At 49.0% G+C, this 13,117-nt stretch carries 12 protein-coding genes and 1 tRNA gene; 3 read left to right on the top strand and 10 right to left on the bottom strand.

Features of this window, described 5'->3' with window-relative positions; translation table 11 throughout:
• Positions 1 to 451: 451 nt before the first annotated feature.
• The 8 genes from ACTHS3_RS03245 to ACTHS3_RS03210 form a co-directional block, all read right to left on the bottom strand.
• A tRNA-Ile gene (locus ACTHS3_RS03245) sits at positions 452 to 527 on the bottom strand.
• A 93-nt stretch (positions 528 to 620) separates the two neighbouring features.
• Positions 621 to 1,472, bottom strand: a complete 852-nt coding sequence (gene folP, locus ACTHS3_RS03240) for a dihydropteroate synthase (protein ID WP_107848675.1) — start codon at positions 1,470 to 1,472, stop codon at positions 621 to 623.
• 84 nt (positions 1,473 to 1,556) lie between these two features.
• Positions 1,557 to 3,218 carry an electron transfer flavoprotein-ubiquinone oxidoreductase gene (locus tag ACTHS3_RS03235; RefSeq protein ID WP_107848674.1) on the bottom strand — a complete coding sequence of 554 codons (1,662 nt, stop codon included), beginning with the start codon at positions 3,216 to 3,218 and terminating at the stop codon, positions 1,557 to 1,559.
• Positions 3,219 to 3,350: 132 nt separating this feature from the next.
• Positions 3,351 to 3,788 carry an ExbD/TolR family protein gene (locus tag ACTHS3_RS03230; protein WP_049344497.1) on the bottom strand — a complete coding sequence of 146 codons (438 nt, stop codon included), beginning with the start codon at positions 3,786 to 3,788 and terminating at the stop codon, positions 3,351 to 3,353.
• Positions 3,789 to 3,791: 3 nt separating this feature from the next.
• Entirely contained in the window at positions 3,792 to 4,451 is a 660-nt protein-coding gene (locus ACTHS3_RS03225; protein ID WP_049332314.1) for a MotA/TolQ/ExbB proton channel family protein, read from the bottom strand.
• A gap of 102 nt (positions 4,452 to 4,553) precedes the next feature.
• Complete coding sequence (locus tag ACTHS3_RS03220; RefSeq protein WP_049344498.1) at positions 4,554 to 5,483, bottom strand: energy transducer TonB; 930 nt, start codon at positions 5,481 to 5,483, stop codon at positions 4,554 to 4,556.
• 349 nt (positions 5,484 to 5,832) lie between these two features.
• Positions 5,833 to 6,729, bottom strand: coding sequence for a tyrosine recombinase XerC (locus ACTHS3_RS03215; protein WP_440367156.1), 897 nt, complete (start codon positions 6,727 to 6,729; stop codon positions 5,833 to 5,835).
• A 1-nt stretch (position 6,730) separates the two neighbouring features.
• Positions 6,731 to 7,159 (bottom strand): acyl-CoA thioesterase, encoded by a 429-nt coding sequence (locus ACTHS3_RS03210; RefSeq protein WP_440367155.1) that lies wholly within the window; start codon positions 7,157 to 7,159, stop codon positions 6,731 to 6,733.
• Between the two features lie 150 nt (positions 7,160 to 7,309).
• Here ACTHS3_RS03210 and fba point away from each other — a divergent pair, with 150 nt between their 5' ends.
• Together fba and ACTHS3_RS03200 are read left to right on the top strand one after the other, a co-directional pair.
• Entirely contained in the window at positions 7,310 to 8,374 is a 1,065-nt protein-coding gene (gene fba, locus ACTHS3_RS03205) for a class II fructose-bisphosphate aldolase (RefSeq protein ID WP_003686828.1), read from the top strand.
• A 128-nt stretch (positions 8,375 to 8,502) separates the two neighbouring features.
• Positions 8,503 to 9,432 carry a glycosyltransferase family 2 protein gene (locus ACTHS3_RS03200; RefSeq protein ID WP_440367153.1) on the top strand — a complete coding sequence of 310 codons (930 nt, stop codon included), beginning with the start codon at positions 8,503 to 8,505 and terminating at the stop codon, positions 9,430 to 9,432.
• A 65-nt stretch (positions 9,433 to 9,497) separates the two neighbouring features.
• Here the strand turns inward: ACTHS3_RS03200 and ACTHS3_RS03195 are convergent, their stop codons facing one another.
• Positions 9,498 to 11,174, bottom strand: coding sequence for a formate--tetrahydrofolate ligase (locus tag ACTHS3_RS03195; RefSeq protein ID WP_440367151.1), 1,677 nt, complete (start codon positions 11,172 to 11,174; stop codon positions 9,498 to 9,500).
• A gap of 178 nt (positions 11,175 to 11,352) precedes the next feature.
• Between ACTHS3_RS03195 and ACTHS3_RS03190 the strand changes: the two genes are divergently transcribed.
• Entirely contained in the window at positions 11,353 to 11,784 is a 432-nt protein-coding gene (locus ACTHS3_RS03190; RefSeq protein WP_003680126.1) for an EamA family transporter, read from the top strand.
• Between the two features lie 71 nt (positions 11,785 to 11,855).
• On the opposite strand, the gene ACTHS3_RS03185 is transcribed toward ACTHS3_RS03190, so the two are convergent.
• Entirely contained in the window at positions 11,856 to 12,998 is a 1,143-nt protein-coding gene (locus ACTHS3_RS03185) for an extracellular solute-binding protein (protein ID WP_070625056.1), read from the bottom strand.
• Between the last annotated feature and the right edge of the window lie 119 nt (positions 12,999 to 13,117).

The following is a 13,117-nucleotide window of genomic DNA, read 5'->3' as shown; positions in this document are numbered from 1 at the left end:
ATTTTTTATACTAAATATGTTGAATATAAGACAATATAGAAAAACCCAAAATAAGAATAATCATAGCAACCGTAAAATTTATTCTTAATATTTTCAAATAAAATTTATTGGATATTTTTTGTATTCCAAATAGCACTCTGAAAAATTTAAATTGCATACTTCCAATAAATAGATATTCAAAAAAACCTATATCTACCCCTTCTGATTTTAATATTTTATATACTATTACTGAATTAATTATAATTGCAATAAAATACAAAAATACTAAACAAAACAGAAAATAAGGCAATAACTCCACCAAACTACTCCTTCTTTTTTAAAAAGAATTTTCCCTAAAAAATATATTGGACGACATAACCGAATTGCTATACTCGACATTATATTCCACCCCATCAAAAACCAATAAATACAAAAATGCCCGAAGCCAAAAGCCTCGGGCATTTTTAATATTTGGTGGGTCCGGTGGGTTTCGAACCCACGACCAAGGGATTATGAGTCCCCTGCTCTAACCCCTGAGCTACAGACCCGTCAAGAGTAGATGCGGATTATAGCATAACTTGTTGCTTGTTCAAGATGCCGAGCAAATGTTTCAGACGGCCTGTTGGTTTTCTATTCGGGCATTATGCCGATACGCCCAATGCTTCCCAAACTTTCAAGGCATCAGCCGTTGCTTTGACATCGTGAACACGGATGATTTGCGCGCCTCTAGCCACTGTGGCCAAAGCGGCTGCGACGCTGCCGTGTACGCGTTTGGCGGCATCTTGTTCGCCTGTCAGTTCGCCAATCATACGTTTGCGCGATACGCCGATCAGAAGGGGGAATCCGGTTGCGTCCATCAACTCAGGCAAATGTTTTATCAGGGTGATGTTGTGTTGCAGGTTTTTGCCGAAACCGAAGCCGGGGTCAAGCGTGATGCGTTCGGGGGCAATGCCTGCTCGAACGCATTCTGCCGCGCGTGCTTTCAAATAGCGCGCGACTTCTTCAACGACATCTTGGTATTGCGGATTAAGCTGCATGGTTTTGGGCAAACCCTGCATGTGCATGAGACACACGCCTGTCTTCGGCTGTTGCGCCAGCAATGCGACTGCGCCTTCATCACTCAATGCGGCAACATCGTTGATAATATCGACGCCACCTTGCGCCAAGGCTTTTTCCATAATCACCGTACGGCGCGTGTCCAAGCTGACGGGAACATTCCACTTGGCGACTTCCGCCAAAATCGGCTGCACCCTGGCCCATTCTTCTTCGAGAGAAACATCATCCGAACCCGGACGGGTAGATTCGCCGCCGATATCGAGAATATCCGCACCGTCTTTCAGCAGCTGCTCGGCATGTGCCAATGCTATTTGGACATTTTGTGAATAGGTTCCGCCATCGGAAAATGAATCGGGGGTCAGATTGACGATGCCCATGATTTTCGGTTTGTCTAAGGCGATTTCAAATCGGCCTGCCTGCCAAATGTGCGTGTTCATAATGCTTCCATTGATGAAATAATAGGATAGAGGCCGTCTGAAACTTTTCAGACGGCCTTTAGGTTTTGACTTCAAAACAGTAAATTACATTCCGCCGTAATTCGGTCCGCTTGCGCCTTCGGGACAAATCCAAGTGATGTTTTGCGTCGGGTCTTTGATGTCGCACGTTTTGCAGTGAACGCAGTTGGCGGCGTTGATTTGCAGACGCGGGCTGCCGTTTTCTTCGACGATCTCATATACGCCGGCCGGACAATAGCGGGTTTCGGGCGAGGCGTATTCTTTGTAGTTTACGTCTATCATGACTTGCGGATTTTTCAGCACCAAATGGTCGGGCTGGTTTTCTTCGTGCGCAAGGTTGGCAAGGAAAACGCTGCTCAAACGGTCGAAGGTCAAAACGCCATCGGGCTTCGGATAATCAATCGGCTTGCATTCGGCTGCTTTTTTGAGCTGCTCGTTGTCTTTGCCGTGATGTTTCAAGGTCCACGGGGCTTTGCCTCTGAAAATCATTTGGTCGATACCAGTATAAACTGAACCGAGGTAAACACCCCATTTGAATGACGGACGGACATTGCGCGCAGCGTAAAGCTCTTGATACAGCCAGCTTTGTTCAAAACGTTGCTGATAATCCGCCGCCTCTTTGCCGCTGTCGAAGCTTTCCACTTCCTCGAGGTTTTCCAACATAGGGAACACGGCTTCTGCGGCAAGCATGGCGGATTTCATGGCCGTATGAATGCCTTTGATGCGCGGCATATTCAGGAAACCCGCCGCATCGCCGACCAAAACGCCACCTTTAAACGAGAGTTTCGGCAGGCTTTGCAAACCGCCTTCAATCAACGAACGCGCGCCATAAGCGATACGGCGGCCGCCTTCAAAGGTTTTGCGGATTTCAGGATGGGTTTTGAAACGTTGGAACTCTTCAAACGGCGACAGATAAGGGTTTTGATAATCTAAGCCGACCACAAAACCGACAGCGACTTTGTTTTCATCAAAGTGATAAATAAACGAGCCACCGTAGGTTTTGCTGTCCAACGGCCAGCCTGCGCTGTGCATGACCAAACCGGGCTGATGTTTTTCAGACGGCACTTCCCAAATTTCTTTAATGCCCAAGCCGTAAGTTTGCGGTTCGCTGTTTTGGTCGAGCTTGAATTGTTCAATGACTTGCTTGGAAAGCGAGCCGCGACAGCCTTCGGCAAACAGGGTTTGCTGCGCCCAAAGCTCCATGCCGGGCTGAAATGAATCGGTCGGTTCGCCGTCTTTGCCCACACCCATATTGCCGGTCGCAATGCCTTTGACCGAACCGTCTTCGTGATACAGCACTTCGGCGGCGGCAAAGCCCGGATAGATTTCCACGCCCAAATTTTCCGCCTGCTCTGCCAACCAGCGCACGACTTCACCCAAGCTGGCAATATAGTTCGCATGGTTGTCGAAATTCGGGGTAACCGGCAAGTTGAAGGCTTTTTTCTCGGTCAGGAACAAAACCCTGTCCTTCGTCACTGTACGCGTCAGCGGCGCGCCTTTTTCTTTCCAATCAGGAATCAACTCATTCAAAGAAATCGGATCGATGATGGCACCGGCTAGCGAGTGCGCACCGGCCTCCGAACCCTTCTCCACCACGCAAACGCTGATTTCGCGTCCATTCTTTTCGGCAAGCTGCTTGAGTTTGATGGCGGCAGACAAACCCGACGGGCCTGCGCCGACAATCACGACATCGTATTGCATACTGTCGCGCTCGATGGTTTCTGTCATAGTGGTTCCTGTATTGTCATTATTCAATTTAATCCGCTAATTATACAGCCTGGACATATAGTTACCAAATACAACAAAAGGCCGTCTGAAACTTTACTCAAATTTCAGACGGCCTTTACTGTATTCAAAAGATTACTGCGCTTTGGTTTCCGTTACAAAACCGATTTTGCTGATACCGGCTTCGCGCGCCGCTTGCAGGGCTTGGTTGACATAATCGTATTCAACCGCTTTATCCGCCGCAATCGCCACAATCACATCTTCGTTTTTCGCTTTGGCTTCTTTCAGCTTGGCAGTTACCGTTGCCAAATCCACTTTGTTATCCGAATCTCCGCCAACAACATAAGCACCATTGGCATCAATGCTCAAACGCAAAGGATCTTTAGGCTGCTGCTTATCCTCTTTCGCCGCTTTTTCCGAAGCAGTCGGCAACTCCAAAGGAATCGAGTGGGTCAGCACCGGCATGGTAATCATAAATACAATCAGCAACACCAGCATCACGTCCACCAAAGGTGTAACGTTGATATCCGACATCGGCGCATCATCGCCAGAATTCATTGATCCGAAAGCCATGATTTAATCCTTTTGATTCAGAAGGCGGACATGCAGGTCATGTGCAAATGCGTCCATATCTTGCGCGATGGTTTTTGTACCGCGATTGAGGAAGTTGTATGCCAATACAGCCGGAATCGCTACAAACAGGCCGACGGCAGTCGATACCAAAGCCTCACCAATCGGACCGGCTACCGCAGCAATGCTCATTTGACCGCTTTCGCTGATGCCGATCAGGGCATGGTAAATACCCCAAACAGTACCCAACAGGCCGATAAACGGAGCGGTTGCGCCGATGGAGGCCAACGCGGTCATGCCATAGTCGAACTGACGCATGGTTTGTGACATGCTGTTGCGGATGTGAACGACCAAGTATTCATTCAAAGGCAATTCGTCAATCAGCGATTTGCTTGTCGTTTGACGGTAGTTTTGGTATGCGCGCAGAGACTCATCGGCAACATTGCTCATCGGTGCTTCTACCGCTTTGGCTTTTTGTACGGCATCAGCCAGCGTAAACGCATTCAACATCAACTCTTTTACCTGAGCATTGCCTTTTTTCGCTTTGCGGTATTTGATGCAGCGAATCACAATGACACTCCAAGTCACCACACTCATCAACAACATCAGGACAAATACACCAATCAGTACCACATCACCTGATTTGAAAACTAAACTTAAATCCATAATTTTTCCAAGTTAAAAATAAAATTAAAATTTCTATCGGGTCATTTAAAAATATTCCCCAACAGCATATATTTTCCAATCAATCAGCTTAGTCCTAGATACTTATTCAAGCGTGAATTTGACAGGTACTTTAAATTCAGTCCAAACGCTTGCATGACAGCTACCATCTTTAACGGCTTTACGCGCTGCATTATCCAGACGACTATAACCACTTGATTTATTCACACTAATTGAATCCACTTTACCGCCGGGACCAACCAAGACTTTCAAAACAACCAAGCCCTCTTCGCCATTTTCAGTGGACAGTGAAGGATACGGAGGTCTCGGAATATGGCAGGTTCCTTTTGCCGGATTGCCTTTACTGCTGCCGGCACCTGTACCGCTGCCACCACCTCCGCCACCGGTACCGGAACCATGTTCGCCTTTCGCACCGCCGCTACCGGATCCGCCGCCTTCGCCACGGCCGCTGCCTGTACCTTTCGTACCGCCGCCGTTGCCTTTTCCTTCTCCACTCAAGGCTTTGCCTTCGCCGTTGCCTTTACCGTTTTCAGCAGTGTTCGGCCCGGTTTTGCTGCCTGAGTATTCAGATGCTTTAGGAGATGGTTTAGGTTCTGCCTTCGGCTCTGGTTTTGGTTCAGGTTTTGGCTCGGGCTTCGGCTCAGGTTTGGGTTCCGGCTTAGGCTCGGGCTTAGGTTTCTCGATAGGTTTCGGTTTTTCCTTTTGCTGCACGATATCCGCTTTTTCTTTTTTCGTTACCACAGGTTTGATAACAGGTTTGGGCGGTTCGACAGGCTTAGGTTTGGGTTTCGGCTTGGGTTTCGGTTGTTCTGGAGTAGGCTCGGGGGCTGCAGGTGCGCCTTCGCCTTCAGGGCTGCCGTCACCACCGCCGAAATCACCTAAATCGACAAATTCAATATTCGCCATTTCGACAGGAGGCGGTTTGTGCGCGTGCCATAAAAGTGCAACCAAACCGACGTGAATCAACGCAACGGAAGTCACGACGGCTGGAGTTAAAATTCGTTTTTTATCCATAATTCCGTTATGTTAATAGCAACAATTCCCGTTTGCAAGTCGTTTTACAGTCAAAATAAGCATTAATGCTTATAGAGAAAGTTTATAGACCTGCTGTTTTAAAGGCTGCATATCATAATATGATATTAGCTCTCATTACTAATATTATCAAACAAAAGGTTGTTTTAAAAGATAAGCGGTAAGACAAAACAGCCTATTCTTCCGGCGTTTATGCTATCCGCACATTAAACCAATATCGAAACTTCATCAGACCGATAAAAATTCAAATGGTTTCAAATCATCTGTATTTTTATCCATAAAACATCAGGCCGTCTGAAAGCGCTCTTCAGACGGCCTGATTCAAACAAAATCATTTTTTCCGTTTCGCCCTTGGGTGCGCCTCATCATAAACGCGCGCTAAATGGTCGAAATCCAGCTTGGTATAAACTTGCGTAGCGGAAAGGTTGCTGTGCCCCAACAATTCCTGCACAGCACGGATATCGCCCGATGCCTGTAAAAGATGGGTTGCATAGCTGTGGCGCATCATGTGCGGCGAGATATGGCTGGCACTGCCCACGCGCACTGCCCACGCCTGCAGGCGTTTTTGGATTTGACGTTGCCCCAGCCTGCCGCCGTTCTTATTGGTAAACAAGGCCTGCTCGCCCTCTTTGGCAATACGCACTGCCAAATAATCGCGCAATGCCGCAATGCTTTTAGCCACTAAAGGCACTTGCCGTTGCTTGCCGCCTTTACCCTTCACACTGACCCAGCCTTCGTCCAAGACGATACCGTCCAGATTCAAACCTTGTATCTCGCTCAGGCGCAAACCGCTGCCATACATCAATTCAAACATGGCCTTATCGCGCACGTCCAACTCATCATCAACCGGCGCATGGTCAAGGATATGGTTTAAAGGCTCTTGCGGCAGCGCTTTGGGCAGGCGTTCTGGCAGGCGCGGCGCTTTCATATTAAATGTCGGATCGCTTTCCATGACTTCTATCTGCACCAGCCAACTGCAATACTGCCGCCATACCGACAATTTCCGCGCCAAGCTGCTTTCGCTCAAGCCCTTTTGCGACAGTTTTTTCAATACCGCCACGAAATCACGGCGCTTCGGCAGGCCGTTTTCAAGATTATCGGGCAACAGACGCATCAATTCACTCAAATCGCGCCGATAAGCGGAAACGGTATGCTCCGACTTACCTTGTTGCAGCAAGGTTTTCAGATAACGCTCAAGATGAAGCGCAAAATTGTTTGATTCCGCCATTTCAGACGGCCTCCAATGCTGCTTTCAAGGCCGAAGGCAGACGACAGACACGCTGCTTGCCATAATCGAAACACACCATGCCCGTCTGCACTTTCGCCAGCACAAGGCCGTCTGAAATCCTGCGGATACGGTACAGCAAAGAAAAGCCCACACCGGCCACGCCCGCCGCCCCCATTTCCACCGACAGCTCATCACCATGATGACCTTGCGCCAAATACTGCACCGCCGCATCCGCCATAATCAGGCCAGCCCCTCCAGCATCCATTTCGCTCCAACCCAACGCCGCCAGCCAACGCATCCTCACTTCATGGCACAAACGCAACACCGCATCGTTCGCCAAATGGCCGCCATAGTTCACATCACTCACCTGCACCGTCAAGGCCGTCTGAAACAAAGGCTTATCACACTCGGCCACCGAAATCCTATCCATTTTGCACACCCGTTTTCAATACTACGCCATTATAAACCGAGACCCTGTTCGTTAATATATAAAAACAATGTAGCAGCTTGTAGTTTTTCATTTCAAAAAACATTATAATTTATCGGATAAATTTACCCTTCACTACTTCAGGAGCTCCTCATGGCACTCGTATCCATGCGCCAATTATTGGACCATGCTGCCGAAAACAGCTACGGTCTGCCCGCATTCAACGTTAATAACCTCGAACAGATGCGCGCCATCATGGAGGCGGCCGATCAAGTCAACGCCCCCGTTATCGTTCAAGCATCCGCAGGCGCACGCAAATACGCAGGTGCCCCATTCCTGCGCCATCTGATTTTGGCCGCAGTCGAAGAATTCCCGCACATCCCTGTCGTAATGCACCAAGACCACGGCGCATCTCCTGATGTGTGCCAACGCTCCATCCAACTGGGCTTCTCCTCCGTGATGATGGACGGCTCGCTGATGGAAGATGGCAAAACCCCTTCTTCTTACGAATACAACGTCAACGCCACCCGTACCGTCGTTAACTTCTCCCACGCTTGCGGCGTGTCCGTTGAAGGCGAAATCGGCGTATTGGGCAACCTCGAAACCGGCGAAGCCGGCGAAGAAGACGGCGTCGGCGCAGTGGGCAAACTTTCCCACGACCAAATGCTGACCAGCGTTGAAGATGCCGTACGTTTCGTTAAAGATACCGGCGTTGACGCATTGGCTATTGCCGTCGGCACCAGCCACGGCGCATACAAATTCACCCGTCCGCCCACAGGCGACGTATTGCGTATCGACCGCATCAAAGAAATCCACCAAGCCCTGCCGAACACCCATATCGTGATGCACGGCTCCAGCTCCGTTCCGCAAGAATGGCTGAAAGTCATCAACGAACACGGCGGCAAAATCGGTGAAACCTACGGCGTACCGGTTGAAGAAATCGTCGAAGGCATCAAACACGGTGTCCGCAAAGTCAACATCGACACCGACTTGCGCCTCGCCTCTACCGGTGCCATCCGCCGCTTCATGGCAGAAAACCCATCCGAATTCGACCCGCGCAAATACTTGAGCAAAACCGTCGAAGCCATGAAACAAATCTGTCTTGACCGCTACCTCGCATTCGGTTGCGAAGGCCAAGCCGACAAAATCAAACCGATTTCTTTGGAAAAAATGGCAACCAAATACGCCAAAGGCGAATTGAACCAAATCGTTAAATAATCCGTATCTCGGATTCACACTAAGGCCGTCTGAAAACTTGAAAATAAGGTTTCAGACGGCCTTAGCTTTTGGGAAATTTATAGTAAAATCTTCCACCGACTACACATCAAAACACATCGAAAGCAAACATGAAACTCGCCGTTATTTTGCCGGCCTATTGTGCCGAAGCTTATTTGCCCGAATGCTTGGATTCGGTATTGAATCAAACATTCCGCGACTTTTTCGTCATCGCCATCAACGATGCTTCAACAGACAAAACCGGCGAAATCCTCGAGGCTTACGCAGCCAAAGATTCACGTTTGCAGGTTTTCCACCTTCCGGAAAACAGGGGCGAGCCGTTTGCCTGCCAATTTGCCATGGATATGCTCAAAGACGTAAAGGTCGAATATATGGCACGAATGGACGCGGACGATATTTGCGCCTTGGATCGTTTTGAAAAACAGATTCAGTTTTTAGACAGCCATCCCGAAATCGATATTGTCGGCGGCCAAGCCACCATCTTTTTTGATGACCAAACCGGAAGAGAACCCGTTTTAAGCGACCTCCCCCTGCTCGACAAAGACATTAAAGCCTTTCTCTCCTTTGCCGCCCAAAACATGTTCAACCCCACCACCATGTGGCGGCACGACAGCATTAAAAACCTCGGGATAAACTACACCGCGACAGAAACCGCGCCCGATTTCCATATGTGGGTACAATGCGCCCTACATGGCAAAACCTTTGCCAACCTGCCCGAGCCTTTGTTGTCATACAGGATACACACAACTCAAGAAAGCAAAAAAAGAGACAAAATCAACAGATCCGTTCAATACACCATGGAGTTGTGGATCAGTCATCTCTTCCCTGATTTGAACGCGACGGAAGTAACGCTCTTAAGCCGCATCTTGTACGAAAAGCAACTGCGCTTGACCACTGAAGAGCTGAAAACCATTTTTGCCGCCTATGACAGAATCAGCAAAGACCGCAGCATTTCTTTGTTTGGCGAAGACCGCAATACCATGTTCGGCATGATAGACAATTTCTTCAATTTCTTAAAAAGCCGGTTGAAATTCACTTAAATTATAAAAGGCCGTCTGAAACCTCGGTTTCAGACGGCCTTTATCTATTTCAAAATCAATCTAAATCAGAACAAGCCATGAATCACGCCTTCCGCGTCCACATCAATTTTCTCGGCAGCCGGAACTTTCGGCAGGCCTGGCATTTTCATCATATTACCGCACAACGCAACGATGAAACCTGCGCCGGCGGAAACAGTGATACCGCGCACGGTAATGCGGAAGCCTTCGGGGCAGCCCAACAGTTTGGCGTTGTCGCTCAAAGAGTATTGGGTTTTCGCCATGCAGATCGGCATTTTGTCCAAGCCCAGTTTTTCCAGTGAAGCGATTTCGGCAGACGCTTCCGCGCTGAAATCGACGTCTTCCGCGCCGTACACTTTTTGGGCAATCGCACGGATTTTGTCTTTAATGCTCGATTCGACATCGTAGGCGAAGCCGAAGTTATTCGGTTGATTTTCGATGGCGTTAACGACTTTGTGCGCCAAGTCTGCACCACCCGCGCCGCCTTTGCCCCATACTTCAGTCAGGGAAACTTCGACGCCGTGTTCCGCGCAGGCTTTTTCAATCATGGCCAACTCAGCATCTGAGTCGGAAACAAAGCGGTTGATGGCAACCACCACAGGCAGGCCGAATACGTTTTTCAGGTTGGAAATGTGTTTCAAGAGATTAGGCAGGCCTTTTGCCAAGGCTTCGAGGTTTTCTTCGCCAAGATTGGCACGCTCCACGCCGCCGTTGTATTTCAAAGCGCGGACGGTGGCGACGACAACAGCCGCATCAGGTTTCAAATCCGCCAGACGGCATTTGATGTCGCAGAATTTTTCCGCGCCCAAATCCGCGCCGAAGCCTGCTTCGGTTACGGCATAATCGGCAAGGTGTTTCGCCAAACGGGTAGCCGTTACAGAGTTACAGCCATGGGCGATGTTGGCAAACGGGCCGCCGTGTACAAAGGCCGGAGTGCCTTCGATGGTTTGTACCAAGTTAGGCTTAATCGCATCTTTGAGCAATGCCGCCATCGCGCCATTCGCTTTCAAATCTTTAGCATAAACAGGGCTGCCGTCTTTAGCGTAAGCGACAAGGATGTTGCCCAAACGCTCTTTCAAATCACTGATGTCTTTGGCAAGACAGAATACCGCCATCACTTCGGAGGCAACGGTAATGTCGAAACCGTCAGGACGCATCACGCCGTCAACAGGTTTACCCATGCCGTCGATGATGTTGCGCAACTGACGGTCGTTCATATCGACCACGCGACGCCACAGCACGCGTTTCGGATCGATGTTCAACTCATTGCCTTGGTAGATATGGTTGTCGAGCATGGCGGCAAGCAAGTTATTCGCCGCACCGATAGCGTGAAAGTCGCCGGTGAAGTGCAGGTTGATGTCTTCCATCGGCAAAACTTGGGCATAGCCGCCGCCTGCCGCGCCGCCTTTAACACCAAACACCGGCCCCAAAGAAGGCTCGCGCAGGGCGATAACAGAGTCTTTACCGATATGGCGCAATGCATCCGCCAAACCGATGGTTACAGTGGTTTTACCCTCACCCGCAGGAGTCGGATTAATGGCGGTAACCAAAATCAGACGGCCTTGTTTTTGCGGCAACTTGAATGCCTCGGCAGGATTGATTTTGGCTTTGTAATGACCATAGGGCTCGATGTTGTCAACGTTCAAACCCAGCTTGGCGGCAATTTCACCAATCGGGCGCATGGTGGAAGACTGGGCAATTTCAGCATCGGTTTTGAAGCTCATGATTTTCCTTTATTGAGAGAGGGAAAGGCCGTCTGAAACAATATAATAAAGACGGCTGGAAGAAAAAGAATATTAGTTCTATTATAGCGTTTTCCAAAGACAAACCGCAGTGAAAATTTCGATATTTCATCAACAAGCGGATTCATATTGTCAACAATTTGAAACAAAGGAATAAAACATGAGCAGTAACGCATGGCTGTTTTGGGCATTAGCATCGGCAGGCTTCGCCTCATTGACCGCCATCTTCGCCAAAATGGGTTTACAAGGAATAGATTCCGATTTTGCCACCTTTATCCGCACCTTAGTCATTCTCGCCGCTTTAGTACTGTTTTTAACCTACACCGGCAAATGGCAGGGCGTGAACGGCTTTACCGGCCGCAACTGGACATTCCTCATCCTATCCGGCCTCGCTACCGGCGCATCTTGGCTTGCCTACTTCAAAGCCCTGCAACTGGGCAACGCCTCACAAGTCGCGCCCGTCGACAAATTCAGCCTAGTCTTGGTCGCCCTGATGGCCGTCGTTTTCTTAGACGAACGCCCAAGCACGCAGGAGTGGATAGGCTTAGGCTTGGTAACCGCAGGTGTGTTGACTTTAGCTTTGAAACGATAAAGATTGGGATATCAAAAAAAGGCCGTCTGAAAAATTTCAGACGGCCTTCGTTTCAACCAATCAGCTCACAATTAATTTGAACCGACTTTGATTTTTTGCCACAAGTTAACAGACAGTTTTTTCGCATCTGCGCTCATTTGAGGCATGACGAAACCGTCTTTCATGTCTTGCTCGTTCGGGAAAATAGAACGTGTGTTCACCAGCTCTGCAGGCATTTTTTCGCGTGCCGGTTTGCTGGCTGGGGCGAAGGTTACGGCGATACCGTTTTTCGCAGCCACTTCTGGATCAAGCGTGTAGTTGATGTATTTATGGGCATTAACGATGTTTTTCGCATCGGCCGGAATCAGCCAAGATTCAATCCAGAAGCCCATGCCTTTCGGCGTCAACACTTCAATGCCGACGTTGTTTTTCACTTCTTCGGAACGCGCTTTGGCCAAGTTCAAATCGCCGCCGTTACCTGCCGCCAAGCAGATATCGCCGCGCGCTAATTCGTCAATGATGGAAGGGCTGAAACGTTTCACGTCAGGACGGATGGTTTTCAAAACTTCTGCAGCCGCTTTCAAATCTTCAGGATTCGAGCCTTTAGGATCTTTACCCAAGTAGTTCAACAAGATTGGGAACATTTCGCTCGGGGTATCCCACAAAGCGATGCCGCAAGATTTCAGCTTGTTGGTGTATTCGGGTTTGAACAGCAAATCCCAGCCGTTTTCAGGCAATTTTCCGCCCAAAAGCTCCTTGCCCTTCGCCGTAATCGCAATCGTATTCACACCTGAGAAGTATGGAACGGCGTATTGATTGCCCGGGTCGGCGGTTTCCAACATCTTCAGCAATTCAGGGTCGATGTTTTTGTAGTTCGGAATCAGATCCTTATTGATTTTTTGGTATGCACCTGCCTCAATTTGTCGCGGCAGGAAGGCAATACCGGGTACAACCAAGTCATAGCCGGATTTGCCGGTCAGCATTTTGGCTTCCAGCGTTTCGTTGTTTTCATACAAATCGTAAGTCAGCTTCAAATTGTTGGCTTTTTTGAAGTCTTCGACTGTACTTTCGTCAACGTAGTTTGACCAGTTGTAGATATTCAAAGTATCGGTGGCGGCTGCTTCGGCATTGGCAGCAGGCGCGCTGCCTGCTTGAGGTTGCTCGGCTTTTTTCTCGCCACCGCCGCACGCGGCCAAAGACAATGCGGCCAATACGGCTAATACAGATTTTTTCATACGGGCAGATTCCTGATGAAAGAGTGGTTAATGTCAATAAATAAGGGGTAAGCGGATTAAATGGTTGATCTTACCTTTGCATGAGAGTGAGACAGACTAGCATCTCATCGGATTATCTG

The organism is Neisseria sp. P0009.S007 (assembly GCF_051962515.1).
This window is presented reverse-complemented; position numbering and strand designations above follow the sequence as displayed.

Bases quoted from the DNA above. Each gene is read 5' to 3' on its own strand.
- ACTHS3_RS03230 (WP_049344497.1), bottom strand. From the start codon at position 3,788: ATGGCTTTCGGATCAATGAATTCTGGCGATGATGCGCCGATGTCGGAT.
- ACTHS3_RS03200 (WP_440367153.1), top strand. From the start codon at position 8,503: ATGAAACTCGCCGTTATTTTGCCGGCCTATTGTGCCGAAGCTTATTTG.
- ACTHS3_RS03210 (WP_440367155.1), bottom strand. From the start codon at position 7,159: ATGGATAGGATTTCGGTGGCCGAGTGTGATAAGCCTTTGTTTCAGACG.
- ACTHS3_RS03195 (WP_440367151.1), bottom strand. From the start codon at position 11,174: ATGAGCTTCAAAACCGATGCTGAAATTGCCCAGTCTTCCACCATGCGC.
- ACTHS3_RS03225 (WP_049332314.1), bottom strand. From the start codon at position 4,451: ATGGATTTAAGTTTAGTTTTCAAATCAGGTGATGTGGTACTGATTGGT.
- folP (WP_107848675.1), bottom strand. From the start codon at position 1,472: ATGAACACGCACATTTGGCAGGCAGGCCGATTTGAAATCGCCTTAGAC.
- ACTHS3_RS03235 (WP_107848674.1), bottom strand. From the start codon at position 3,218: ATGACAGAAACCATCGAGCGCGACAGTATGCAATACGATGTCGTGATT.
- ACTHS3_RS03190 (WP_003680126.1), top strand. From the start codon at position 11,353: ATGAGCAGTAACGCATGGCTGTTTTGGGCATTAGCATCGGCAGGCTTC.
- ACTHS3_RS03220 (WP_049344498.1), bottom strand. From the start codon at position 5,483: ATGGATAAAAAACGAATTTTAACTCCAGCCGTCGTGACTTCCGTTGCG.
- ACTHS3_RS03215 (WP_440367156.1), bottom strand. From the start codon at position 6,729: ATGGCGGAATCAAACAATTTTGCGCTTCATCTTGAGCGTTATCTGAAA.
- ACTHS3_RS03185 (WP_070625056.1), bottom strand. From the start codon at position 12,998: ATGAAAAAATCTGTATTAGCCGTATTGGCCGCATTGTCTTTGGCCGCG.
- fba (WP_003686828.1), top strand. From the start codon at position 7,310: ATGGCACTCGTATCCATGCGCCAATTATTGGACCATGCTGCCGAAAAC.